Source organism: Methanolobus sp. ZRKC2 (genome assembly GCF_045291185.1).
GTDB lineage: Archaea > Halobacteriota > Methanosarcinia > Methanosarcinales > Methanosarcinaceae > Methanolobus.
Genome location: NZ_CP146980.1, coordinates 277,788 through 302,953, shown reverse-complemented (window position 1 = coordinate 302,953; position 25,166 = coordinate 277,788). Strand labels below are relative to the sequence as shown.

Here is a 25,166-nt window from a genome sequence, read left to right as displayed (position 1 = left end):
TCAGGAATTATTATTCTGCGTTCTCATCTTCCTGCATAATACCAAATAAATTGCCTTCTGTGTCTTTGCAATAGGCCAGCCAGCCAATGCCTTTTACTGCCATTCGGGGAAGTACGACGGTTCCTTTTGCCTTGAGTACTTTATCAAGAGACTCGTCAACACTGGCAACATCAATCGTACAGACGAATGAATTTACACTCTGTCCCTCTACGGGTGCCGGACCTTTGCGAAACAGAAGACCACCGTTAATACCAGGTTCATCCTCAGGTCCTGTCGTTATTAACCAGTAGCGATCTTCATCTTTCATTTTGATACCGGGTATGACCCACTCCTCTGCCTTCCATCCGAAAGTTTCCTTGTAGAAGGTAGCAGCCCTTTCGGGATCTTCCGCCTGTATTTCAAAATGCACTATCCTGTTCATTGTTCTTCACCGCCCACATCTAACATTTTATCAAAATTTTCCAATCAGGTATTGTTTTATTAGTAAAGTATCCCTTCAGGCTCAATTCATGCTCTTTAAACTGCCTAAAAAGCTGCACCAGGGATACATGAAATCAACACCATTCTTTCATATCATTGCTTTTTTGCTGCCTTCGGCTGTCCGTACCGAATGCCACTCGAAAGTCAGTCTGAAAATACTTTTTGCAGGATACACTCCCGGATCTTAGCTGACCGAGATAGCATTAGGTACTTAAAAGTCGTCCGAGCATTTACGAATTAAAAAACAAAAGTCCTGTATTCACTCAAGTGATATAGCTTCTACAGGGCAAATTTCCACACAGTCGCCACAGTCCACACATGTTTCAGGATCAACAACTGCAAGGTCTTCGGAGTTCATGGAAATTGCTTCCACCGGACAGGAATCAACACATACTCCACAACCGGTACACAGATCTTTATCAACAATAGCTGTCATCAGATTTCCTCCAATATTACCCTTTTATCCAGGCAATATTATCAAATTCGTGGATTATCGGATAAATACCTGTCGAATTTTGGATTGATATTAAAGATAAGAACTCTGATAATTAATATATTCCCAATGTGTAAATGAAAATGCTGTTTAGTGGATGAACGAGTTTATATTGTTGAGAGCTAAATTTACTCTATCGAATGTAACAGGTAAAAGACATATTTATGAAAAAGATGCGGAGATGAGAAAGGATGGCATGGAAAAAAGCGTCTGAAGAACTGACAATTTTGCTCGAAGATTCGGTTAAAGGGTTTGATGTGGAATTCAGGAAGATGTTCGGAAGTCCCGTATACTTTGTCAAAGGAAATATGTTTGCCGGCGTTCATCAGGATAATATTATGCTGCGTTTGAAACCCGATGACCAGGAACGGTTATTTGCCGAGCATGATGAAGCTGCGCCTTTTGAGCCTATGGGCAGGAGAATGAAAGAATATGTACTCCTTCCGGCATCTGTTTACGATAACAATGAAGAGATGAGTAAATGGCTTGATATCTCGTATGATTATGTATTCTCACTTCCTGTAAAGGAAAAGAAAAAAGGTAAGAAAAAGGCTTGAACAAAGATTAAAATTGTTTTTGAGACTCACTTAGCGGAACTTTAACCGGCAAGGATACTGTGAAAGTACTTCCTTTGTCCACTTCACTTTCTACTGTCACTGTTCCCTGATGCATTGCAGCCAATTTTTTGACAAGGGACAGACCAAGACCTGTGCCATCGTATCTTCTACTGAGAGTCGAATCAAGTTGCTTAAATGGTTCGAACAGTTTTTGTTGGTCCTCTTGTGAAATGCCTATTCCCGTATCTTTTACCAGGATATTGAGCATGCCATCTTTTTTGCATGAGGATACGGTTACTGATCCACTGCCAGGTGTGAATTTAATGGCATTACCGATAAGGTTGATCAGTATCTGTTTTAGTTTACTCTTATCAGCCATTATGATAGTGTCTTCAACATCAGATGCTTCTAATGATAGATCGTTTTTGGAGAATAGTGGAGTGAGGGTGACTATGATTTCATCGACCATCTTCTTTACAGGTACTTCTTCATAATAGATGTCAACTTCACCTGATTCTATTTTTGACAGGTCAAGAATATCATTGATTATTCCCAGAAGATGTTTTCCACTGTTTGAAATGTTCTTTGCATAACGCATCTGTTTCTCATTGAGTTCACCTGAATATCCTTCCAGCATCATGTCCGAATAGCCGATTATCGAATTAAGAGGTGTGCGCAGTTCATGACTCATGTTAGCAAGAAATTCACTCTTGGCACGGTTTGAGGATTCAGCAAGGACTTTATCTTCAAGGGCTTTTCTTTTTTCTTCCATTTCCCACAAGGACCTCTTATGGAGCAGGCATGCTTCAAGTGAGAAAGCAAATTTTGATATGACATTACTTAATTGATTGGCTACAAATTCAGGATCATCAAGTTCTTTGAGCCAGTATAATTTTAAGATTCCAAAATATTTTAAAGGGAATACCATACATGTGCCTGTTGAAAATCTTACTTCCGGGATGAAATCGTTAAATTTCTCCTCGCAGGAGTTTATAAAAAAAGCATTATCTTGAGACATATCTGAGAAAAGAGGACTGGACAGGGAAATACTTGCTCTGCGTATGTAGTATTCCGGATTTGCATACACGAGACTGGCAATTTTCTCGTTGCTGTCAAATAAATATTCATCTTTGATCCAAACCGAAACATAAGTAAGTTTTTTCCTGGAAATCAGTTTCTTCAGGAAACTATCACAGTTCTCCTGCATATCCAGTGAATTACCGACTGAGAGAGAAAGCTCATACAGGAGTGATACCTGGTTGAAAATGTCAGTGTATTGTGCCTGGGGACTCATGGAAAACTCCTACCACTGCAGTCTTATTTAAAAATTCAACTATGTTCCCACCCATTGAAGCAATTTCCCCGAGTGACAGAACACCTTCGGGAATCAGATTACTGTTATGGGCTTTTAATCCATTCGAAATTGCCAGCAATTCTTCTTTGAAATCATCCTGAAGAAATAGAGCTCTTCCAATACAATCAATTATCAGACAATATTCAGCGTGGATATCATTATTGGTAAAACAATCTTCCAGTGCCTGTCCTGCAGAATTAACCAGGGACAGTTTTTCGCCTTTGAGAATGTTGAGGACAGCATTCTCAGGAACACCACCGGCACAAAAGAGATCACCTTCGCTTGTCCTTTTGAGGATATCCCTGACGAGGTTTTCATCGTCTTCTGTGTAGATGCCGAAGGGATAATGGCTTGAGACTTCATAGAAATTTTTTTCATCGAATTTTGTTCCAAGGTCTGTTTCTATTGCTTCTTTGTAAACCTCAAAAGCATTCTTCCAGTTAAGCTCTTTTATCAGATTATCCTGACTTTTTGTTACAACAAACGGGCCAATAGCTTTTTTCCAACCGTGGTGAACACCAAGACTACACTTTATGTCAAGAAGACTTATTATGGCAGAATCTTTAAAAAAACCATCAGGTGTGAAGACACAAGGTCGCGATTCCATATCCAAAAAGCCTGCTCCACATCCTACATACTCTACTGAGTCAGCAAGCAAGCTGAAAGTGGAAGAAAGAAAACGTGAAATGTTTGAAGACAGGCAATCAAGAATGATGAAAGCTGTGGCACTTTTCTTGCCAAGATATTTGAAGGGTTCAAGTAAAATTTCTATGTTTTTTTCACATCCACTGATATCCTGTATGAGTATTGGCTTTTGGATGATCGGCAGGGATCGGATTATTGCTCCGGTTTGGTATTTTTCGGTATTGTATATTAAACCGGGAAATATAGCACCGAAAAAATCAATCTCCCTTTTGTTGAGCTCATGGATTAAATCTGAGATATTAGGTAACTGTTGCTCAGCAAGCATTATCAGGACAGTTTCATTTTCCTGAATGCCAATATCCTCAATTGCATTAACGATTTCATGGATGCTGGAATCTGGAATATACATAAAAAGCCCCTGATTTTATTGCATAGACTGATGTCAACGAGTTGATGATAGTTTGTAAAATGCGATAAAGCACATTCAATGCATTACTTGATAGGTATGCTGGTTTAATTATATATAATATTTCATCAGAAAAATATAGATAATCATATGAAATATATTCATAATATTCTTGATACTTTCCACTGCAGGAGCGCTTAAATTAAGAACATACTGTCCTTAGTTTAAAGCAGACGTTTCTACAAACAAAAAATCTATTTTCAACTATTTTATGCTCCGAATAGAAACATCTATAATTTTCTTCCTAACATTTGCATTGTTCACGGCGTTAAGCAAATAGTTATAAAGTATGATCTATAAAGCGGGAATTATCAAAGGTATTGATATTATCAACATGATTACTGAAGACATGTGCTTTGCGGAAAATAGTAACTCCGATTTAGCAACTGATGTTATCAGTATAGACACCTCTGATGCAATTCATTTAAAATGAGGATTAAGGATGGCAGTAATGAACATAACCGGCTGTCGGATGTTTGAGGACGAGATCATTGACACATTGTGCAACGATCCGAGAATAGACGACATAATCGTTATTGAAAACGAGGAATGTGCCGGGATTGTTGAGAAACTGAATAAAGTCAGCATGCCTCATAAGATAATGCCTGTTGAGGATATCCCAAGACAATGTGAATCGGCAAACGTTGACAGTTACATTGTTACAATCAATATTATGCCCCTTTCACTTCACGGGGAACCAAAATATCTGAGAGACGAGGTCTACAGGAATGTGAAAGAAATCTCCAATTTCTCAGATGGTATATTTTTATTCTATGGCCTTTGCGGAAACGTTCTCAAAAGGATAGAGAAGGATCTGGAACAACTACCATGTCCCGTGTCCATCCTGAAAGACGATGACGGAAGGATAGTTGATGACTGCATTGGCGCAGTTGTCGGTGGCCGGAAATCTTTTTTGAAAATGGTAAGCAATTTCAATAGAAAGAGCACTATTGTGATGACTCCGATGTGGGTACACAACTGGCAGGAAATGTTCCAGTACAGCGGTTTTATTGAAAAACGGGATGATATCGAAATGGCCAAGTTTGTTCTTGACTCAATGGGTTATGAAAATGTGGTGAAAATAAATACCGGTTCACACTACACGAAAGACTACCATAAAAAGATAGAAGACTTTGCCGACACCTTCCAGCTGGATATTCTCGAAATCGAGGGTAAAAGGGACATAGTCAATAATTCCTATGCGGACTTCAGGAACAGGTTAATTGAAGACCAGATGATACCTTCTATAAGAGTTTCAGGTTCACAGGATGTACTCACTGAAGTCAGGAATGAGAGTGAAATTCCAATGATTAAAACAGTTTGAGTATTGACAGGTTAGATGCTTTTTAGCGCATTAACGATTTGGGAAGAAGTTTAAATTTTCTTCCCTATATAGAAAACATAGCCATAATACTCTTTGTACTTATTATACAGATGTGCTTCATGCCGTTGGTTTGCGATAAATTCCTCGGCAGCTTTATTGCCTTTATTTTTCTCCAGGAAAAGTTTATCTGCTTCTACTTGTGGAGCATAGAAATTTTCCGTCCAGCAATTTTCGGGCAGAACAAAAGTGGCGACTGGGATATATCCGGCTTTTTGCATTTGAGCCACCTTATTGGGAATAGTGTCTATTTCCGGATAGGCATCCATCCAGAACTCCTCGATCTCAGCAGGGCGTTCTTCCGTAAACCATGATACTTCCGAAACAGCAATATAACCTCCGGTTTTCAGAAATTTACGCCATTCATTAATCCCCCGTTCAAAACCAATATTGTAGATTGCTCCTTCCGACCACATCAGGTCCAATTCCTCATTCCGAAAGGGAAGATTATCCATTGATTCAACAATACCTTTTACTCTGTTCTGAAGATCCAGTTTCTCAACATTACGGTTGAACAGGTCGATAAAAATAGGAAAAAGGTCAACACCTGTAACATTTCCCAGTGCATGCTGCGCCAATACCATTGTCTGTCCACCTGATCCACAGCCAATGTCGGCAATAAGTGATTTGTCGTTAAGATCATCGATAAAGCTCAATGCTTTAATCGTTATTTCAGGACTACCTGGCCCCTGTCGTTCCAGATTTACAAAGTATTCGCAGATTAATTCAAGATCAAACTCGTGAATTGACTTATTTTCATCGTTCATAATGTAGCCTTACTTTTTATGGATCTTACCTTCGGGAGGTTCAGAAAAGTTCATCTAATGCTAAATGCAGTGGAGCAGCGCTGAACATCTGGTCAGGTTTCCATTATTTTCTTTCTATAAATCTTTTCTAGTCAACAGAAGAAATAAAGTGCCTACTTGTTCCTCTTGATATAGGAGGAGAGAGGGTTTTTTAAATGTACAAGTAGTCCATTAAGACTGCAATCGAAAAAAAGAGCTTATTTAATTGAAGAATAATAAGATTTTTAACTTAGTCTTCAATTAAATCAAAAATTCGTATGCCTTCCGGCACACGACATTACTTCTCAACAACCCTCTTAAACATCCTCGCCTGGAAGCCATGATACTTAGCAAAGCCTTCGGCGTCTTTCTGGTCGATAGTTGCACTGTCAAAGGAAACAAGATCTTCTGAGTACAATGCATACGGGGATGTCCTTGCGAGTATGATAACGCTGCCCTTGTGAAGTTTCACGGTAACGGTACCTGTGACACGCTCCTGGGTCTTATCAACAAAAGCATTGAGGTCTGTATAGAGTGGTTCGTCCACAAGGCCGTAGTAGGCAAGTTCGGACCACTGCTCATCCACACTTTTCTTGAACTTGAGCTCTGCTCTTGTGAGTACCAGCTTCTCAAGGTCTTTGTGGGCTGTCAGGAGTACTGTAGCTGCAGGGTGCTCGTAGTTTTCACGAGCTTTGAGTCCGAGCACACGGTCCTCGATCATGTCTGTCCTGCCGACGCCGTGTGAGCCTGCAAGCTCATTGAGCTTCTCGATAAGCTCCACACCGTCCATTTTCTCACCATCAAGTGATACAGGAACACCATTCTCAAAACCAATCACAAGAGTCTGGCCTTCAGGTGCAGCTTCCGGGGAAACAGTCCACTGGTAGATCTCCTCTGGAGGAATGAATCCAGGGTCTTCAAGTTTGCCACCTTCAATACTGCGGCTCCAGATGTTTTCATCCACACTCCAAGGCTTTGCAGTCGTAACACCAACTGGAATGCCGTGCTTCTTCGCATACTCGATCTCCCATTCACGGGTGAGGTTCATATCCCTCATGGGTGCAATGACCTCCATATCGGTGAGGCGGAACACTGCCTCGAAGCGAAGCTGGTCGTTACCCTTGCCGGTACATCCGTGTGCAAGCGCAACAGCACCTTCCTGTTCTGCGATCTCGACAACCTTCTTGGCGATTAACGGGCGGGCGATGGATGTTCCCATCACGTAGCCCTCATAGTCACCATTTGCCTTGATAAGGGGGAAGATATAATCGTTGACAAACTCCTCACGCACATCAAGAGTGAAGTGCTTGTCACTGATCTTCTGTGCCTTCTCCTCGGCCTGGTCAACGTCCTCTCTTGGCTGGCCCACATCAACTGCGACAGTTATGACCTCATCACAGCCATACTCTTCCTTGAGCAGCGGGATACACACAGAAGTGTCAAGCCCGCCTGAATAAGCAAGTACAACTTTCTTTGACATAAGAAAACTCCTATCCTTCTTTTCCTACAAATGCTTCCAATCCTTCCATATGAATCAGGAATTGATCATTTCCCTGTGATATTCATTAATGGACTTTACTCCACCTTCACCCTTCTTCATAGAGGCAATCGCGTTGGATGCAGCAATAGCCGCCTGGATTGTGGTAATATACGGAACCTTGAAATCTACAGCAGCACGGCGTATCTTAGAGCTGTCCTCACGGGCTTTCTTGTCCTGAGGAGTATTTATGACAAGGTCAACCTCATAACGGCGCATCATGTCAATAACATTCGGACTGCCATCATGGACTTTTTTCACGATTCCCATCTCAATACCACGCTCAGCAAGGTAATCTGCCGTACCCTTAGTACCCAGCAACTCGATTCCGGAATCCACAAGCTTACGGGCAACATCAACCAGTTGCTCCTGGTCTTCAGCCCTTACTGAAAGGAAAACCTTGCCTGTAAGTGGCAGCAGATTGTCAGCACTAAGCTGCGCCTTGAAAAACGCCCTGCCATAATCCGGGTCTACACCCATGACCTCACCGGTACTCTTCATCTCAGGACCAAGTAGAGGGTCAGCTCCTGGCAATTTATCGAATGGTAGTAGTACTTCCTTGACAGACACATGCTCGACTTTAGGTTCATTAGCAGACGCATAGCCAAGGTCTTCCAGACTCTCTCCCATAATAACCCTTGCAGCAATCTTAGCAAGGGGCAGGCCAACAGCCTTGGAAACAAACGGTATGGTCCTGCTTGAACGCGGATTGGCTTCAAGGACATATATCTTATCGCCTCTTTTGGCCATCTGGATATTAACAAGTCCCTTCACATTCAGCGCAAGTGCAATCTTACGAGTATAATCACGCACTGTCTCAAGGACTTCCTCGGAAAGTGACTGTGGCGGGATAACACAGGCAGAGTCACCTGAGTGTACACCGGCTTCCTCTATGTGCTCCATAATAGCGCCGATGAGCACATCCTTGCCATCGGATACGGCATCCACATCAATTTCCACGGCTCCCTCAAGGAAGTCATCAATAAGAATCGGATGTTCCGGAGATACCTTCACTGCCTCACGCATATAGCGCTCGAGGTCGGTCTGGTCATAGACAATCTCCATTGCACGGCCACCAAGTACATAGGATGGCCTTACAAGCACCGGATAACCTATCCTGTTGGCGATCTCAATTGCCTGCTCCTGTGAAGTTGCATAACCTGCATCTGGCTGGTTGATCTCCAGCTTGCTCATCATCAGATTGAACTTCTCCCTGTTCTCTGCAACATCAATGTCAGATGGAGATGTTCCAAGAATCTCAGTCTTTAAGTCGCTACGCCTCTTGAGTTCCTTTTCAAGAGGAAGTGCCAGGTTCACGGAAGTCTGTCCTCCGAACTGCACAAGCACACCGTCGGGATTCTCCTTCTCAATAACATTCATGACATCTTCCAGTGTCAGAGGTTCGAAGAAGAGTTTGTCCGAGGTGTCATAGTCAGTTGAGACTGTTTCAGGATTGTTATTAATGATATGTGTCTCAATACCCGCTTCACGAATGGCTGCCACCGCATGCACGGTACAGTAGTCAAACTCTATACCCTGTCCTATGCGTATCGGGCCGGAACCAAGTATCAGTATCTTCTTACGGTCAGATGGTTCTGCTTCGCACATCTGCTCGTAGCATGAGTAATAATACGGAGTCGCTGCAGCAAATTCTGCCGCACAGGTATCTACCATCTTATAGGTGGAAATAACACCTTTCTCACGTCTCAGGTCATTGATCTCTTCACGGGTCTTGCCTGCAAGTTCTGCAATACGAGCATCGGTCAGTCCAAGGCGTTTTGCACTACGCAGCAGCTCACCTGACAGGTTGTCAGATACTTCCTTTATATTAGACTCCATGTCAATGATGTTCTTCATCTTCCTCATGAAGAAGACATCAATACCTGTCAACTCGCATACTTCCTCAATTGAAAAACCATTGGAAAGTGCATGGTAAATAACAAACAGACGCTCACTCGTAGGAGTCTTAAGCAGCATCTTGACTTCACTTGGGGACCACTCGTCAGAACCAAAGTCCATATTGATATCCAGGGAACGTACTGCCTTTAAGAGGGATTCCTCAATTGTACGTCCGATGGCCATAACCTCACCGGTACTCTTCATTGCAGTTGTAAGTGTGTTATCGGCTGTTACGAATTTATCAAATGGCCACCTTGGGATCTTGGTCACAATATAATCGATAGTAGGTTCAAAGGATGCAGGAGTTTTCTTTGTAATATCGTTAAGAATCTCATCAAGTGCCATTCCAATGGCTATCTTGGCTGTTACCCTTGCAATTGGGTATCCTGTTGCCTTTGAAGCAAGTGCGGATGAGCGGGAAACACGTGGATTTACTTCCACAATACGATACTCACCATCTTTTGCTGCGAACTGGATATTACATCCACCCTCGATTCCGAGTGAACGGATGATCTTGATAGCAGCACTCCTCAATACCTGATGCTCCTCATCGTTAAGGGTCTGGGATGGTGTCACAACAATGGATTCACCTGTGTGAACACCCATCGGGTCAAGGTTTTCCATGTTACAGATAACAATACATGTATCATTTGCATCACGCATAACCTCATACTCGAATTCTTTCCATCCGAGTACACTTTCCTCAATGAGTACCTGATTGATACGACTGCGCCTCAAACCTCTTTCACTGATCTCCAGAAGCTGTTCTTTGGAGTAAGCGATGCCTCCACCGGAACCACCAAGTGTGTATGCCGGGCGGATGATAAGTGGGAGACCGAGTTCATCAATAAGTGCTTCTGCTTCCTTGAGTGATGATACTGCTTTACTGCGTGGCACTTTTTCTCCGATATTCTCCATTGCCTGTTTGAAGAGTTCACGGTCTTCGGTGTTCTTGATAGCTTCAAGAGAAGTTCCCAGAAGCTTTACATCATACTTCTCGAAAACACCATTTTCAGCGAGTTCACTTGTAATGTTAAGTCCGGTCTGGCCGCCGATACCTGCAATCAATCCGTCAGGCCTTTCCTTTGCTATAATCTTCTCGATTGCCCTGGCATCTATTGGCTCTATATATACAGCGTCAGCCATCTCAGGGTCAGTCATTATGGTTGCAGGGTTTGAGTTTACAAGCACAACCTCTATCCCCTCTTCCCTGAGGGACCTGCATGCCTGGCTGCCGGAGAAATCGAATTCTGCAGCCTGTCCGATCATAATAGGTCCGGAACCTATCAGGAGTACTTTCTTTATGTCGTCACGTTTTGGCATTATTTCTTACCTCCTGCAAGTTTCAAAACCTTTTCAAAAAAGATATTCTCAGTATCTAGTGGACCAGGATGTGCATCAGGATGGTACTGTACACTGAATATGTCCAGATTCTTGTGGGCAATTCCCTCAACCGTCTTGTCATTGGCATTTATCTGGGTGACATTCACCTCTGCCTCTTCAAAAGAACCTTCATCCACAGCAAAACCATGATTCTGGGATGTGATATGAACTATACCGCTTTCAAAGTCCTTCACCGGCTGGTTTGCACCCCTGTGACCGAACTTCAGTTTATATGTATCCGCACCCAGTGCACGGGATATTATCTGGTGTCCCAGGCAGATACCTACTATAGGCAACTCTCCTGCGAAATTCTTCACGGCCTCGATACCCTTTGCAGCCTGCTGCGGATCTCCCGGACCATTGGATAAAAAGAGCAGGTCAGGCTCAAAAGATCCTATCAGCTCAGTTGAAGCAGTAGCAGGTACTACTGTCACATCAATGCCCCTTGCCAGTAAGCTTCTCTCGATGCTGAGCTTCCTTCCAAAGTCCATAAGCACGACTTTCACAGGGTTATTCGGGTCCCTGTATGGGCTTTCCAGCCTGAAGGGCTCGGGACATGTAACCTGTGAGATCAGGTCGACATCCGAGATGCTGGGCTGCTCCCTTGCAAGTCTTACGGCCTCTTCCCCGTCAGCGCTGCCATTGATAAGGGCTGCACGCATTGTTCCGTGCTCACGTGTCTTGATAGTGAGCATACGTGTGTCAATCCCTGCGATACCGGGCTTACCTGCATCCTCCATCAGCTTGAAAATAGTCTTCTTTGAAAGGTGGTGGGATGGCTCGGGACATGCCTCCCTCACAACAAGACCTTCAGCTTTTACGCCGTCAGATTCAAAACAATTATTACTGACACCATAATTACCGATGAGAGGATAAGTGAACATAAGGATCTGACCCTTATAGGAGGGGTCGGTCAGAGCCTCCTCATAACCAGTATATTGAGTGGTAAAAACAAGTTCCCCGGAAACGATACCTTCGGCGCCGAAACCGGTGCCTTTTATAATAGTCCCATCTTCTAATCCTAATACTGCATTCATTGTACGAACCTGCGTCTACATGTAAGGAATAGGCTATAAGGATTACGATGGAATTCGGGTCTGAATGCACGAAAATCGTGAGAATAAAAAAATATTTGAAAATAGTTGAGTTAGTGAATTTTCCTCAGGAACGAGTAAACTATGAAAGTAACTATCAGGAAAGAAATTACTAGTACGGAAACAATGAAAGTCCTGGGATCCTCAGTAGCAAATATTCTGATCTTTTCCACAAAGGGATTAAGTTGATTCTGCCTGGAATCAGTATTCTGTTCCACAACGCCCTCTAATTCTACAATTCCACTGTCAAATGTCATTAACCAGATATTATAATCCCCACCCTCATTGGAGACATAGGCTATTTTATTGCCATCCGGACTCCATGAAGGAGCTCTCTCATTCGATTCTGCAGATGTCAGCATGGAAAAGCTTTTTCCATCATCATCCATGAGCCAGAGATCATAGTCTCCACCCTGGTTTGATGAAAAGGCTATCATCTTCCCGTCTGGGCTGTAAACAGGTTCAACATTATCATAGGAATTATTTAGAAGTTCGACCGGTTTTACGGATTCGATTCCCTGAACAAAGATAGCACCATCCAGTGAATAAAGCAGGCTGCTGCCATCGGGGCTCCATGAAGGAGAGGCCTCATCACCCGGACTGTCGGTTATCCGCACATTGTTACTTCCATCCACATCCATGACCCAGACATCGTAGTTTCCGGCTATCCGGGATACATAGGCAATTTGGGTACCATCCGGACTCACGGAGGGACCTCTTGCATCAGCAGTTTCCGTAAGTTTCAGGACGTTGGCGCCATCCACATCCATTGAGTGCACGCTTATGTAACGTGCAGAAAAAGCGTTCTTGCTCTCGCTTGCATAGTATATTTTGTCACCATCATGATTATAGACCGGCTCTCCTTCCCAGGCCAAACCATCGTAAACTCTCTTTCTGCCTGAACCGTCCGGATTCATACTCCATATAGCCTGGTCAGAAGCAAACACTAACCTGTTTCCATCCGGACTCCAGGATGGATGATCATTATTCGATCCATTGGTCAGTTGTATACTTTCATGAGGAAACATGTCCGCAGATGCCGCAGGGATCAATAATAAAACTACAAAAAAAGTAAGCATGAGCTCAGCTACACGCCTGGAAGAAAGAAAATATGCGGTTAAGTACATCGGAAATATATTATGAGTTTATATATTTATTAATCTTTTGTTTTAGGACATCGCTTATCACTTTTCCGTCGACTTTTCCCCTGAATTCAGCCATTACCGGACCCATGAGAGGACCTACCGCTCCAAGCCCTTTTTCCCTGACAAAATCCTGTCTCTCATCAATGACAGAGTCAATGAAAGCTTCGATACTTTCAGTATCGGTTCCTCCGAGACCAAGTTCTTCCGCTGCATCCCTGGCACTCAGAACAGGTTTGTTTGCAATTGCCCTGAGTATCTGGTCTATTGCCTCCTTTGAGATATCCCCGTCAGCTACCAGTGAAAAAACATCTATGAAATGACTGTCTTCAAGCCTGTCAACTTCCACACCGTCTCTCTTAAGCTCCGGGAGTGTTCCGGTAAGCGTTCTTACTACAAGCGTTGCAGTGATATTCGGGTTCCCATTAAACAGTTGCATTATTTCTTCAAAAAGAGGCAGATAAGTAGAATACACTATTTTTTCGGAGAGCTCCTTATGCAAATTATATTCAGACTCAAAGCGTTTTGCACGTTCAGTCAGTAATTCGGGAATCTTTACTGATTCGAAATAATCAGCAGATATCTCTGTCTGGGGTACATCGGTTTCAGGATACATCCTTGCAGCTCCCGGAAGAGGCCTGAGGTATGAGCTATTACCGTCTGGTAAGGCCCGGCGGGTTTCTTCAGGAACTCCTTCAAGTGCCTCACCTGCCCTGGCTATAACACTTTCCATGGCACCTCTTGCACGCTTCTCAAGATCAGCAACCATGACAACCGCATCATTTTCGCCGGCACCAACCGTCTCGCGAAGAGCCCGAACCTCATCATCAGTTATTCCGTAATTCGGAAGCTCATCGGTGTGGAAAATACCACCTACGCCGGAAGTCTTGGCGCGGTCGGAAAACTCGGTACCAAGTCTTCTGCCAGGCTGGACTTCCCTGCCTACAAAACCTGAAAAACCCGAAAGCAGCACAGCAAGAACTTTTCCCTTTTTAAGTGCTTTCTTAACGACCTTGGACTTTGTGTCTTTGAAAAGGTCGGTTACATCGAAAATAGTATCACAAACCGAAGCGTCTCGTTTCAGGAGTTCATCCCTGAAGGCAAGCAGATTGACCTGACGTTCCACTTCACGTTCAACAATTGTCTCAATCATGTCCAGTGCCTGAACACCCTTAAGCTCCACACGTGCACCCTTTGCAATGGAAATGTTTACATCCTGGCGTATAGTCCCCAGACCTCGCTTTACCTTTCCGGTGGAACGCAGCAGCATGCCTATTTGTCGTGCTGTCTCCTTTGCGTGTTCCGGGGAGATAATATCAGGATCAGTACCAATCTCGACAAGCGGAATACCAAGCCTGTCCAGTGAATAGATGATGGAATCACCCTGATCCTCGATCTTCTGGCATGCTTCTTCTTCAAGGCAGAGTACACCAACACCAACCGGTCCTATTGATGTGTCAAGGTAGCCGTCCTTTGCAAGGAAGGCAGTCCTCTGAAAACCCGAGGTATTGGAACCGTCCACAACTATCTTGCGCATTACGTGAACCTGGTCCACAGGCTTCATGTTAAGAAGTTTTGTTATGCTAAGTGCAATATCAAGGGATTCCCGGTCCAGCTTCTTTGGAGGTTCATCATCGTTCTCCACGAGACAGGTGCTATCATAGCCCTTGTAAACGTATTTGCGCTTCAGCTTAGACTGTTCCAGAGCAGCCCTGTCAGTCTCTCCCATTTCACTTGCAGTAGGACGCAGGTAGCGGAAGAACTCGTAAGTCGATTCACCGGTTTCCCTGATCTGTGTAGGGCATCTGCAAAAGAGCTTCTGCTTTGAGTTAAGCTGCTGATGTATCTCAAGACCACATTTCAAGCCGAGTCCGGCATAATCGAATTTGTCACTCATGGAAAGTCTCACCAATATTAATATCAATCAAAGTTTTAAGGACCCTGATCTCGTATCTGCCAGGATCTTATCTGTGCTTACAATCACACATGAAAATGCATAAGCATGTATAAAGTTATTGTTCGTCCCCTGACCTTGCCCTTTTGCTGAATTCCGCCCTGATCTCAGATGCGGGTTTATCTTCCAGCATTTTCCGGATCTTAGGACTTGTGAGTACAGGTTTAGCTTTTTCGATACGTTCTTTTGCAAGTTTGAGCAGGGAACTGTCAACACTGGGAAACTCAACTTCAACATGCTCCTTCGGAGGCTCCTTCTCAACTTCAAGAGCCCTGGAAACATCGGGCAGATGCCTTTCTCCGCTTAGCATGGAAGTGATAGCATCCCGCCACTGGTCTGCCCAGGGAGAGTCCGGTATTTCCGTATGAGATACCTCAGTGCGGGAAACAGTCATTACATCTTTCGGACATGCATTGACACAGGCTCCACAATATATACAGTAGTCTTCCTTTATGGCGATCTTAGCATCGCCGTCCTCGGGAACATACCAGAGATGGGAAGGACATACATTGAAACAGCCATGACAACCCTGCGGATCACATTTATCGACATTCACATCCACCAGCCTGAGTTCTCCCTCAAAAGGCTTTTTGAGATCAACTGCCTCATACGGACAGACGACCTGGCACCAGGTGCAGCGAGTACATTTTTCATCGTCCACTGTGACATTGCCTTCTATTTGAGGAGCTTCACCTCTTTTCTCCCCTTTTACGCTTATAGCATCCTCAGGGCAGAGATCCTGGCAAAGCACACAGTAATCACATTTATCCTCATCTACAAGCAGGAGCTCAAAGGGAGTCGGGTCTGTTGGTGTTTTCTCTTTTTCAATCAGAAGGAAGGCTTCGCAGAATTCCGCACAAAGACCGCAGAAATTGCATTTGTCCGTATCAATTTCGATTTCACCTTCAACACCTTCTTTGAAAGGTGCGATTTCTTCCTTTTTCTGGAAAGTAAACTCGACATCAATGGCATCTTCGGGACAGGCTGCTTTGCAGAGAGTGCATGGCAGGCATTTCTCGTTCATCCTGACATAGGAATCAAACTCAGGAAACTTTCCATGCTCTGGAAAATCACCCTCGGCAGTCATCCTGAACGCATGCACCGGACAAAAGTTTGCGCACATGGAACAAAAAGTACACTTTTCGAGGTCCAGTGTCACGGGAGGAGCATCCAGGCCAGTTGATATCTCCTGCATAGGTCCCAGTTCCAGAGCCCTGGTCGGACAGAGGTTAACACAGATACCGCAGCCGACACAACGTTTGTAATCATAATCAAGGAATTTTACCGACTCATCGGTGATCAGTTTGTAGATGAAGTGGGAATCTTCGATATCCATGTCCCTGATAACGTTCAGTGACTCTTCCTCACAGCTTTCCTTGCAATTTTCTTCACATTCTTCGGTCATTGTGGTTCCTCCAGGAGTTCGGAACCTATCGGACCTATCTTTTCCAGATATTCTACCATTTCCTCAATGGTGTTCGCAAATCTCTCGCCTTCTGCAGCGGATATCCATTCAACCTTCAGTCTGGCCGGATCAATGCCTATATCCTTAAGTACTTCCTGAAGAGCTTCCATCCTGTGTTTTGCATTGTAGTTGGCAAAGATGTAATGGCACTCACCAAGCCTGCATCCTGCAACAAGTACGCCGTCAGCGCCTCGTTCAAATGCTTCGAGCACGAAAGCCGGGTCTACACGCCCGGCACACATGACCCTGATGGTCCTGATGTTACTCGGATATTGTATCCTGGATGTACCTGCAAGATCGGCACAGGTATAGCTGCACCAATTACACAGGAAAGCAATTATCAACGGGAACTGGGACTTGACATCGGTGGCTGCATGGATCTGTGATATTATCTGCTCGTCAGTGCTATTCCGCATGGATATCGCATCCGCAGGACAGGAAGCACTGCATGCACCACAGCCCATGCAGGATAATTCATCGACCACAGCTTTATTGTCGATCATGGTTATCTTGTTGAATTTGCATACATCGGCACATATCGCACATCCGATACATGTATCCGGGTTCACATGGGCACTGAGCGGATCGCTTTCCAGTTCTCCTTTTGAAAGTAGTTGCATTACCTTGGAAGCTGCTGCACTGCCCTGGGCTATAGATACTTGTATCTCTTTCGGTCCCGATGCACAGCCAGCTATGTAGATACCTTTGACATGGGAGTCCACAGGCCGCATCTTGGGATGGGCTATGGAAAAGAAACGGTCCGGGCGCCTGGAGAGGCTGAGAACTCTGGATATCTTATCCGCATCATCTACTGTTTCAAGGCCTGTTGCCAGAACTACGAGATCATATGGCTCTTCATATATCTCGGCTGCCAGGGTATCCTCATAGCGCAGACTCAGCCTGCCGGAATTGTCAGGAAGTATCTCTGCAACCCTGCCACGTGTGAAGTCTATGCCCATAGACTGGGTCCTTGTGTAGTATTCCTCGTACATCTCACCGGATGCACGGATGTCAATATAATGAATGGTAATATCTATCTCAGGATAGCGTTCCTTGAGCAGCTGTGCATTTTTCATGCTGGACATACAGCATACTTTGGAACAGTAGGGATTGTCTACTTTCTCATCCCTGGAACCCACACATTGGATGAAAGCAACCTTTTGGGGAACTTTTCCTGTTGAAGGTGTAAGCACTTTTCCTCTTGTAGGACCCGAAGCATTGAGCAGGCGTTCGAGTTCCATATTTGTGATGACGTCAGGATAGAGACCATACCCGTACTCCGGCTTACGGGTGGCATCAAACAGCTTGTAACCGGTTGCAAGGACAATGGCTCCCACGGTGAACTGCAATGTTTCCTCTGTCTGTTCATAGTCTATGGCATCTGCGGGACAGGCCTGTTTACACAGCCCACAGCCCACGCAATACTTGCTGTCTATGTAGACTACCTGGGGTACTGCCTGGGGTATTGGCATATTGACGGCCTTGGTTTTGCCAAGCCCGAAATCAAATGGATTGGAAATCTCTACAGGACACACTCCACCGCACTCTTCTACGCAGCCTTTGCATTTGTCCTCATCCACATATCTTGGCCTGCGTTTTACTGTGACATTGAAATTGCCCACCAGTCCACTGACCTCGCTGACTTCTGCCAATGTGATAAGGTCTATATTGGGATGATTCTGTACATCGGTCATCTTGGGTGCCAGTACGCAGATAGAGCAGTCGTTTGTGGGAAAAACCTCATTGAGCAGGGCCATCTTGCCACCAATGGTCGGCTCTTTCTCAACCATAATAACGTGATAACCCGAATCAGCAAGAGTCAGTGCAGCCTCGATGCCGGCAACACCTCCTCCGATTACAAGAACATCCTTTGTAACGGACACTTTCTTTACCTGCAACGGATCGAGCAGCTTTAGCCTGGCGATTCCCATTCTTACAAGATCGAAAGCTTTCTGGGTTGCCATCTGCGGCTCTTCCTGATGAACCCATGAGCACTGCTCCCGGATGTTGACCATTTCCAGCAGGAACGGATTCAGGCCAGCCTTTGTGAGTACCCTCTTAAACGTCGGCTCATGCAGGTGAGGAGAACATGCAGCTACAAGCACACGGTCGAGCTTGTTCTCTTCAATGTCCTTGATAATGGATTCCTGCCCGGAATCGGAACACATGAACTGTATATCCCTGACGAGTGCAACGTCTCCAAGGTTGTTGACTTTCTCCTGAAGAGAGTTGACGTTGATAGTATGGGCTATGTTCAGTCCGCAGTGACAGATGTATACTCCAATCCGCATTTTGGTAGCTCCCTGTTTTTAGGAATTGATGACGTGGGAAAAGATATACTTTTGGATAAAAAGAAAGGAACAATGCTACTCACGATCTTAGGAGAGTTATTGCTTTTTCCTTGCAAGCCAATAAAATAGCGTTACTATTCAAGGGACTAACTTTGCTGGTAAATTCTTTTACCAGTGAATGTTTTTTCATAATAAACACAATCATAAGCCTTTGTTGTGACAATGGCCATAATGCTTTTATTTGGAAGTAGAGTAGAAGAATTGTTGGTTTAGGCCAGCAAAAATCTCCAATGAAGCCATTGGTTAAGTAGCTTTACGGGTTGGGTTAAAGAAAGGAATGTGGGGAAAATAGAAGCAAGCCGGAGGACAATCATATGCCCTCCGCATGCTTCATTAATGGTATATCCTGGCTTTTTGCATTAAATTGATATAAAAAAATTTACTTCTTTGTTGCGACAATGGCCATAATGCTTATATTTTTAGTTTGAGTAGAATAATTGTTGGGTTTAACTAGCAAAAATCTCCAATGAGAGTCATTGCTCATTAGTGACCTCAAGGGTTGGGTAAAGGAGAGGAAATGTTGGGGAAAATAGAAGCATGTCGGAGGACATTCACATGTTCTCCGGGTGCTTCATTGACAATATCATTTAAGGAACTTTTTTAGGAATCAAGATCAATAGCTATGCAAATAATTTACTTCTTTGTTGCGGTAATGGCCATAATACTTTTATTCGGAGTTAGAGTAAAAAGAATTGTTGGTTCAACCAGCAAAAATCTCCAATGAAGGCTATTGATTGGGATAGCCTTGAAGCTTGGGTTTAAGAAAGGGAAATTCGGGGAAACCAGAAGCACACCAGAGGATATACAGGTATCCTCTGCGTGCTTCAATAACAATTTTGAATTAGAGCCTATACCAAAAAGATAGAACAATATAAATTTATTTTATAGTTGGATAAATGGCCAGAATACTTTTATCCATCGCTTGAATTAAAAATAACTGTTGGCTTACAACCAATATAAATCTCCAAAAGAAGGCCATTAATCGGATGGCCTTCATAGCACATAGCATAAAATTTTGTCATATTTATAAAATTGTTTTTTTGTTGTGTAAATGGCTAGAAAAGTTATATACAATTCATTTTTATTTTTACATTAGCTAGCAAAAGCTGGCAGGAGTTAAAGAATGAAAATAATAACAATAGGACTCATTGTGTTTTTGCTTTGCATTTCTATTGCAAGTGCAAGTGCTTCGGAGATAAATGACGAAAAAACTTTGATTTCTGCAGAAGATCTAGGATACACAATTGTTCCGGGAAAAGCAGATGATGCAGCTATCGGAACAAGGGCTGTAACCACTACAATAACCCAGGGAGAGACTAACTGGCATTCCAAACCAGTGACTTCATTCACCCAGTCTTTGAAAGTTGACCTGAACTGGGGCGACTCGAGTGATTCGCTTAAACTTTACGTATATGACCCAAGCGGTAACCTCGTTGGCACATTCTACGATTCATTTGATGGAACAATCAATGGAAGAACACTAGTGTATATAAATAATGATAATGGAATCGAGCAGGGAACCTGGAGATTCAGAGTCTATGGTCTTTCTGTTAGTGGGACAGAAGATTATTCAATATAAACTTCTATTTTATGTGTATGAAAAAAGTACCACTCATTTTTTTATTTTTTGTTTTGCTTTTTATCACACCAAGTTATGCAAATTATTACTTTACTTCTGAAGATGATCCTAATTTGGTAACAGATACAATTGGTGCTGAAACTACAGATTCCTTCTGGGATTTGCCACTTAATTTCAAGCTAATAGCTATCGGCGCTATAATCGCAGCTTTTGGATGGAAGATCGTAGCAATACTCGTTGCATGGGTTAAAAAGGACCTTAACAATAAGAATCGCCTGGAAATCCTGCACTACATAGAAAATAATCCCGGTAGTACCATTAAAGCAATCGAAAAAAATCTTAACTACAAAAGAGGAACAGTTCGCTACCATTTGGAAAACCTCAAGAATTCAGGTAAAATACTTATGATAAAAAACGGGAATTGTATAAGCATATTCAAGAGGGAAATGAGCTTGCTGAAAGAGGACAGGAAGGAATATGTTGAAACGAAATTGCCGAAGCGACTGTGCAAAGACGTGTGCCAGACGATATATGAAAATCCCGGCATTACTACAACAGAACTTGCCACAAATCTGGCTGTTCACAAGAGCACTATCAGCATGCATATCAAAACATTGAAAAAAATGGATTGTCTTGACGTTAAAGTGGAAGGAGTCAGAAAATATTACTTCTTCAAAGAAGAATATCATCCGGACCAATTAGCATTCTTTGAAAAGGTAAAATAAGACAGGATTCTAAAATCTTTTCTGGAAAATATCCAGGTTCATCTATTTTTGAGTATCCAACCGGAAACTCTCCCGTTTATATGTTAGTATACCCAATATACCAGTATCCTAAAGATATTAGGCAATAAATGGTGAAAATATGTTCTGCTATCAATGTGAAGAAAGTCTTAATGGAACCGGCTGTACGAAAAACGGAGTCTGTGGAAAGAAAGGTAATGTTGCAGACCTCCAGGACGACCTAATGTATCTCCTGAAGAGCATTGCATTCTACAACTCAAAGGCAAGAGCAAACAAGCTCAATGATGCAAAGACCGACGAGTTCATGCTTGACGGACTCTTCGCAACGGTTACCAATACCAACTTCAGTAAATCAGATCTTGAAAGACTTATCAGTGAAGGTTTTGAGATTAAAGATGGAATAAAGAAAAAGCTGGTCAATGCCAAGGTAATTGATGAAAAGTCCAAATCATCATTCCCAGGCTGGATCAGAGAAAAGCTTCTGGGAGGAAGCCCGAATGCAGGTGAAGAGCTGCCACTCATGGCAAAGGTCACACCTGAAAGCCTGGCTAACATAGATACTGGAATCCTTGCTACCGAGAACGAGGATATACGCTCCCTCAGGGAACTGCTCATCTACGGACTCAAAGGCATGGCCGCTTATGCCCACCACGCAAACATCCTCGGATACAAGGATGATGAAGTCATGGACTTTACCGAGAAAGCCCTGCTGGCCACAATGGACGACAGCATGGGAGTCAACGAACTGGTCCCAATGGTACTGGAATGCGGTTCAAAGGGTGTTACCACACTTGCACTCCTTGACAAGGCAAATACCACCACCTACGGAAACCCGGAGCCCACAGCTGTTAACATCGGAGTTCGCGGCAACCCTGCAATACTAATAAGCGGTCACGATCTGCGCGACATGGAACAGCTCCTTGAACAGACACAGGGAACAGGTGTCGATGTCTACACACACGGTGAGATGCTTCCTGCGAACTCCTACCCGGCATTCAAGAAATATGACAACTTCGTTGGGAACTATGGAGGTTCATGGTGGGAACAGAAGGACGAATTCGAAAAGTTCAACGGTCCCATACTCATGACCACGAACTGTATTGTCCCCCCGAAGGATAGCTACCTCAACAGGATCTATACTACCGGAGTAGTAGGATTTGATGGTGTAACTCACATCAACGCCGGGGATAACGGTGGCAAGGACTTCTCAGCCATCATCGAGCAGGCAAAAACATGCAAGGCCCCTGAACAACTCGAGGAAGGTACCATCATGGGAGGTTTCGCACACGTATCCGCGCTCTCTGTTGCCGACAAAATCATCGAAGCTGTTAAAGGCGGGCAGATCAAGAAATTTGTTGTCATGGCAGGATGTGACGGCAGGCATAAGGAAAGGGATTACTACACAGATTTCGCAAACGCTCTTCCTGATGATACTGTCATCCTTACAGCAGGTTGTGCAAAATACCGCTACAACAAGCTTGATCTCGGAGACATCGGCGGAATTCCAAGAGTCATCGATGCAGGCCAGTGTAATGACTCCTATTCACTGGTGGTCATAGCACAGGCACTTGCAGAAGCTTTCGGAATCGAGGATATCAATGATCTGCCAGTATCATACAACATCGCATGGTACGAGCAGAAGGCTGTCCTGGTCCTTCTCGCCCTGCTGAGCCTTGGTGTCAAGAACATTATGCTTGGTCCAACACTGCCGGCATTCGTTTCACCCAACGTGCTTAATGTACTGGTCGAGCAGTTCAACATCAGACCAAACTCAACTGTTGAAGAAGACCTCAAGGTCCTTCTGTAAATTCCTAAGGGATATTTAAAATATCCCTTGCCCTCTTTTAGTTTAAGGAAGTGGACAATATGAAGATAGTAAGTTACAGGAATGCAGAGAAGAAAGATAATCCACACGGTGTAACCGTACACAAGTTATATGACACCGAGCATGCCCAGGCCATGCACATAGAACTAAAACCCGGAGAGGCTCTAAGGAAGCACTCAACACCTGTTGATGTGTTCTTTTACATTCTCGAAGGAGAGGGTATCGTAGAAATAGGAGATGAACAGGAAAACGTTACAAGGGATATGCTTGTGGAAAGTCCTGCAAAAATACCCCATAGGTTAATGAACGAGAGCGAGGGCATCTTCCGTTTTCTCGTAGTCAAAGCTCCACGCCAGACAGAACAAACGAAAATGATGTAAGCCGGATGTCCCCGACATTCGGCTCCTTTTTATGCCTGGTGGTTTTTAAAATTCACATCTTTTTTTCTAACTTTTCTTTGATGTGGACCCGAATAAGCTCGCTTTTGCTGGTGATTTCTTGAATCTCGGCGAGGATGTCAACTTCTCCGGGGTCCTTTTAAAGGATACGTATTTGTATCGGCTTCATCGTATCCAACCAAAGTAGTGCATATATACAACCCGTATACAGACCAGATACATATACGACTTTTATCATACTATTATCATGGCAGTTTCAATGGGGAACAAATACAAAATTGGGGTAACAATCAGCCCGTATCTTAAAGAGCGCGCAGATGAACTCATCGAAGAGAAGAAATTCAGTAGTATGTCGGACCTGGTCGGGATAGCACTCGCAAAATTCCTGGGAGAATATGATCAGGCGCAGAAAGAGAAAGCTGCATCCGGTCGGTCATCCATCCCCGAGAATGGGATCATACACTTATCAGAGAGTAGATAATTTTTTGTCAAAAACTGACAATTAAAGCTATTATCTAAGTAAAAAATAACCATTGTACCTGTGGGGCTTGAAGAAAGGATTCATGTATAACGGAATTACAACAGATGAATTCCACTTGCTCCCCAAGCGATACTGTGGTATTGCATCAAAGTATTGCTGTGATTTGATTCAGAGGATTAAGAAAGAGCCGGATATGTAGTGTCCGGATTGGCAACATTTCTATTTCGCAAAAGCTTAAACCTTTTTTTATGATGGCCTAAAATACCGAAGTAAATAAATAATGATATCCAGAATATACCTTTCATACTTTTGATCTGTAATATCGGAGATTATCTATGACCGACCTTGGACCAATAATGGAAAAAACTCACGAATGGGCATCAAAATATGCAAGTAGGAAAGGTTTCATCCTCAACCCGAATGAAGAGATGCTCCGTATGGTCATCGAAGGGCTTTCCAGGAACAAACATGAACATGGAAAACAGTATTGTCCTTGCAGGCTACGCACCGGTGACGATTCAGAAGATCGCAAGATAGTCTGTCCCTGTGTCTATCATGAAGACGAGATCGAAAACGGCGGAAGTTGCCATTGCTCTTTGTTCTTTAAGGTATAAAAGAATCCATATTAAATCCTGACGGAGCTGACGATCATGGCAAATGTAATGGAAATATATCAATTGCTCCCGAAAACGAACTGCAAGGAATGCGGAAAATCTACTTGCATGGCATTTGCTGTTGACCTTCTTGCACGTAAATTCAAGGTAGAGGATTGCCAGCCACTCGTAAGGGAAGAGAAATACAAAGCGAACTACCAGAAGCTCTCGGAGATGATAACTCCTGTAGGTGGTGTTACCGAGACAGGGCTAATCGTGCATGAGGAAAAGTGCATAGGCTGCGGGAACTGTGTGGTTGCATGTCCTGTAGACGTTGCTACTGACCCGCTTGGTGCCGGTAGCGGAAAAGCTCCAACTTCCGATAAAGTGATTTTCAAAGTAGAAGATGGTATTGTAAAGGCAAAGAACGTTCAGGAATGCCGACGTTTCGGCGAGAACAAAATACTCTGTGTTGCCTGCATAGACACCTGTCCTACAAAAGCTATTGAGTTCGTTTAACCGGACTTTTATTTTCTTAACTGCAAAACTGAATGGTGATCT

Annotated in this window: 21 protein-coding genes; 9 read left to right on the top strand and 12 right to left on the bottom strand. The window is 43.6% G+C overall.

The genetic code is table 11. The features are described 5' to 3' along the window. Window positions 1-10 precede the first annotated feature (10 nt). The gene (locus tag V7O62_RS01340) at window positions 11-421 is read right to left on the bottom strand and encodes a VOC family protein (RefSeq protein ID WP_406657222.1); all 411 of its coding nucleotides are present in this window, start codon (window positions 419-421) and stop codon (window positions 11-13) included. Between the two features lie 318 nt (window positions 422-739). After that, window positions 740-916 carry an ATP-binding protein gene (locus V7O62_RS01335; RefSeq protein WP_406657221.1) on the bottom strand — a complete coding sequence of 59 codons (177 nt, stop codon included), beginning with the start codon at window positions 914-916 and terminating at the stop codon, window positions 740-742. Between the two features lie 248 nt (window positions 917-1,164). Here V7O62_RS01335 and V7O62_RS01330 point away from each other — a divergent pair, with 248 nt between their 5' ends. Beyond that, window positions 1,165-1,530, top strand: coding sequence for a TfoX/Sxy family protein (locus V7O62_RS01330; RefSeq protein ID WP_406657220.1), 366 nt, complete (start codon window positions 1,165-1,167; stop codon window positions 1,528-1,530). 7 nt (window positions 1,531-1,537) lie between these two features. Here the strand turns inward: V7O62_RS01330 and V7O62_RS01325 are convergent, their stop codons facing one another. Both V7O62_RS01325 and V7O62_RS01320 read right to left on the bottom strand, forming a co-directional pair. Next, window positions 1,538-2,824, bottom strand: coding sequence for a sensor histidine kinase (locus V7O62_RS01325; protein ID WP_406657219.1), 1,287 nt, complete (start codon window positions 2,822-2,824; stop codon window positions 1,538-1,540). Beyond that, on the bottom strand, window positions 2,799-3,938 hold the full coding sequence (locus V7O62_RS01320) for an FIST signal transduction protein (protein ID WP_406657218.1): 1,140 nt from the start codon (window positions 3,936-3,938) through the stop codon (window positions 2,799-2,801). Before V7O62_RS01320 ends, V7O62_RS01325 begins: the two co-directional genes overlap by 26 nt. A gap of 499 nt (window positions 3,939-4,437) precedes the next feature. Here V7O62_RS01320 and V7O62_RS01315 point away from each other — a divergent pair, with 499 nt between their 5' ends. Then, a complete protein-coding gene (locus V7O62_RS01315; protein WP_406657217.1) occupies window positions 4,438-5,319 on the top strand; it encodes a DUF1638 domain-containing protein in 882 nt (293 codons plus the stop codon). A 50-nt stretch (window positions 5,320-5,369) separates the two neighbouring features. On the opposite strand, the gene V7O62_RS01310 is transcribed toward V7O62_RS01315, so the two are convergent. The 8 genes from V7O62_RS01310 to hdrA2 all read right to left on the bottom strand — a co-directional run bounded on the left by V7O62_RS01310 (window position 5,370) and on the right by hdrA2 (window position 18,926). Beyond that, window positions 5,370-6,143: a class I SAM-dependent methyltransferase gene (locus V7O62_RS01310; RefSeq protein WP_406657216.1), complete on the bottom strand. Its 774-nt coding sequence runs from the start codon at window positions 6,141-6,143 to the stop codon at window positions 5,370-5,372. A gap of 316 nt (window positions 6,144-6,459) precedes the next feature. Next, window positions 6,460-7,641: an argininosuccinate synthase gene (locus V7O62_RS01305; RefSeq protein ID WP_406657215.1), complete on the bottom strand. Its 1,182-nt coding sequence runs from the start codon at window positions 7,639-7,641 to the stop codon at window positions 6,460-6,462. Between the two features lie 54 nt (window positions 7,642-7,695). Continuing rightward, window positions 7,696-10,920 carry a carbamoyl-phosphate synthase large subunit gene (carB, locus tag V7O62_RS01300; RefSeq protein WP_406657214.1) on the bottom strand — a complete coding sequence of 1,075 codons (3,225 nt, stop codon included), beginning with the start codon at window positions 10,918-10,920 and terminating at the stop codon, window positions 7,696-7,698. Continuing rightward, the gene (carA, locus tag V7O62_RS01295; RefSeq protein ID WP_406657213.1) at window positions 10,920-12,017 is read right to left on the bottom strand and encodes a glutamine-hydrolyzing carbamoyl-phosphate synthase small subunit; all 1,098 of its coding nucleotides are present in this window, start codon (window positions 12,015-12,017) and stop codon (window positions 10,920-10,922) included. Before carA ends, carB begins: the two co-directional genes overlap by 1 nt. Window positions 12,018-12,127: 110 nt before the next feature. Continuing rightward, on the bottom strand, window positions 12,128-13,201 hold the full coding sequence (locus tag V7O62_RS01290) for a hypothetical protein (RefSeq protein ID WP_406657212.1): 1,074 nt from the start codon (window positions 13,199-13,201) through the stop codon (window positions 12,128-12,130). 10 nt (window positions 13,202-13,211) lie between these two features. Further along, on the bottom strand, window positions 13,212-15,113 hold the full coding sequence (gene gatE / locus V7O62_RS01285) for a Glu-tRNA(Gln) amidotransferase subunit GatE (RefSeq protein ID WP_406657211.1): 1,902 nt from the start codon (window positions 15,111-15,113) through the stop codon (window positions 13,212-13,214). Window positions 15,114-15,228: 115 nt separating this feature from the next. Continuing rightward, window positions 15,229-16,575 (bottom strand): 4Fe-4S binding protein, encoded by a 1,347-nt coding sequence (locus V7O62_RS01280; RefSeq protein WP_406657210.1) that lies wholly within the window; start codon window positions 16,573-16,575, stop codon window positions 15,229-15,231. After that, entirely contained in the window at window positions 16,572-18,926 is a 2,355-nt protein-coding gene (hdrA2, locus tag V7O62_RS01275; RefSeq protein WP_406657209.1) for a CoB-CoM heterodisulfide reductase HdrA2, read from the bottom strand. Before hdrA2 ends, V7O62_RS01280 begins: the two co-directional genes overlap by 4 nt. Before the next feature lie 1,183 nt (window positions 18,927-20,109). On the opposite strand from hdrA2, the gene V7O62_RS01270 reads away from it, so the two are divergent. The 7 genes from V7O62_RS01270 (at window position 20,110) to V7O62_RS01240 (ending at window position 25,124) form a co-directional block, all read left to right on the top strand. Continuing rightward, window positions 20,110-20,565, top strand: a complete 456-nt coding sequence (locus V7O62_RS01270) for a peptidase domain-containing protein (protein WP_406657208.1) — start codon at window positions 20,110-20,112, stop codon at window positions 20,563-20,565. A gap of 113 nt (window positions 20,566-20,678) precedes the next feature. Further along, complete coding sequence (locus tag V7O62_RS01265; RefSeq protein WP_406657207.1) at window positions 20,679-21,290, top strand: winged helix-turn-helix transcriptional regulator; 612 nt, start codon at window positions 20,679-20,681, stop codon at window positions 21,288-21,290. A gap of 139 nt (window positions 21,291-21,429) precedes the next feature. After that, window positions 21,430-23,115 carry a hydroxylamine reductase gene (hcp, locus tag V7O62_RS01260; RefSeq protein ID WP_406657206.1) on the top strand — a complete coding sequence of 562 codons (1,686 nt, stop codon included), beginning with the start codon at window positions 21,430-21,432 and terminating at the stop codon, window positions 23,113-23,115. Between the two features lie 59 nt (window positions 23,116-23,174). After that, window positions 23,175-23,513, top strand: a complete 339-nt coding sequence (locus V7O62_RS01255) for a cupin domain-containing protein (RefSeq protein WP_406657205.1) — start codon at window positions 23,175-23,177, stop codon at window positions 23,511-23,513. A 265-nt stretch (window positions 23,514-23,778) separates the two neighbouring features. Next, on the top strand, window positions 23,779-24,012 hold the full coding sequence (locus tag V7O62_RS01250; protein ID WP_406657204.1) for a ribbon-helix-helix domain-containing protein: 234 nt from the start codon (window positions 23,779-23,781) through the stop codon (window positions 24,010-24,012). Window positions 24,013-24,347: 335 nt separating this feature from the next. Further along, entirely contained in the window at window positions 24,348-24,626 is a 279-nt protein-coding gene (locus V7O62_RS01245; protein ID WP_406657203.1) for a ferredoxin-thioredoxin reductase catalytic domain-containing protein, read from the top strand. Between the two features lie 36 nt (window positions 24,627-24,662). Then, window positions 24,663-25,124, top strand: coding sequence for a (Fe-S)-binding protein (locus V7O62_RS01240; protein WP_406657202.1), 462 nt, complete (start codon window positions 24,663-24,665; stop codon window positions 25,122-25,124). Window positions 25,125-25,166 lie beyond the last annotated feature (42 nt).

Bases quoted from the DNA above. Each gene is read 5' to 3' on its own strand.
- V7O62_RS01340 (WP_406657222.1), bottom strand. From the start codon at position 421: ATGAACAGGATAGTGCATTTTGAAATACAGGCGGAAGATCCCGAAAGG.
- V7O62_RS01335 (WP_406657221.1), bottom strand. From the start codon at position 916: ATGACAGCTATTGTTGATAAAGATCTGTGTACCGGTTGTGGAGTATGT.
- V7O62_RS01330 (WP_406657220.1), top strand. From the start codon at position 1,165: ATGGCATGGAAAAAAGCGTCTGAAGAACTGACAATTTTGCTCGAAGAT.
- V7O62_RS01325 (WP_406657219.1), bottom strand. From the start codon at position 2,824: ATGAGTCCCCAGGCACAATACACTGACATTTTCAACCAGGTATCACTC.
- V7O62_RS01320 (WP_406657218.1), bottom strand. From the start codon at position 3,938: ATGTATATTCCAGATTCCAGCATCCATGAAATCGTTAATGCAATTGAG.
- V7O62_RS01315 (WP_406657217.1), top strand. From the start codon at position 4,438: ATGGCAGTAATGAACATAACCGGCTGTCGGATGTTTGAGGACGAGATC.
- V7O62_RS01310 (WP_406657216.1), bottom strand. From the start codon at position 6,143: ATGAACGATGAAAATAAGTCAATTCACGAGTTTGATCTTGAATTAATC.
- V7O62_RS01305 (WP_406657215.1), bottom strand. From the start codon at position 7,641: ATGTCAAAGAAAGTTGTACTTGCTTATTCAGGCGGGCTTGACACTTCT.
- carB (WP_406657214.1), bottom strand. From the start codon at position 10,920: ATGCCAAAACGTGACGACATAAAGAAAGTACTCCTGATAGGTTCCGGA.
- carA (WP_406657213.1), bottom strand. From the start codon at position 12,017: ATGAATGCAGTATTAGGATTAGAAGATGGGACTATTATAAAAGGCACC.
- V7O62_RS01290 (WP_406657212.1), bottom strand. From the start codon at position 13,201: ATGTACTTAACCGCATATTTTCTTTCTTCCAGGCGTGTAGCTGAGCTC.
- gatE (WP_406657211.1), bottom strand. From the start codon at position 15,113: ATGAGTGACAAATTCGATTATGCCGGACTCGGCTTGAAATGTGGTCTT.
- V7O62_RS01280 (WP_406657210.1), bottom strand. From the start codon at position 16,575: ATGACCGAAGAATGTGAAGAAAATTGCAAGGAAAGCTGTGAGGAAGAG.
- hdrA2 (WP_406657209.1), bottom strand. From the start codon at position 18,926: ATGCGGATTGGAGTATACATCTGTCACTGCGGACTGAACATAGCCCAT.
- V7O62_RS01270 (WP_406657208.1), top strand. From the start codon at position 20,110: ATGAAAATAATAACAATAGGACTCATTGTGTTTTTGCTTTGCATTTCT.
- hcp (WP_406657206.1), top strand. From the start codon at position 21,430: ATGTTCTGCTATCAATGTGAAGAAAGTCTTAATGGAACCGGCTGTACG.
- V7O62_RS01255 (WP_406657205.1), top strand. From the start codon at position 23,175: ATGAAGATAGTAAGTTACAGGAATGCAGAGAAGAAAGATAATCCACAC.
- V7O62_RS01250 (WP_406657204.1), top strand. From the start codon at position 23,779: ATGGCAGTTTCAATGGGGAACAAATACAAAATTGGGGTAACAATCAGC.
- V7O62_RS01245 (WP_406657203.1), top strand. From the start codon at position 24,348: ATGACCGACCTTGGACCAATAATGGAAAAAACTCACGAATGGGCATCA.
- V7O62_RS01240 (WP_406657202.1), top strand. From the start codon at position 24,663: ATGGCAAATGTAATGGAAATATATCAATTGCTCCCGAAAACGAACTGC.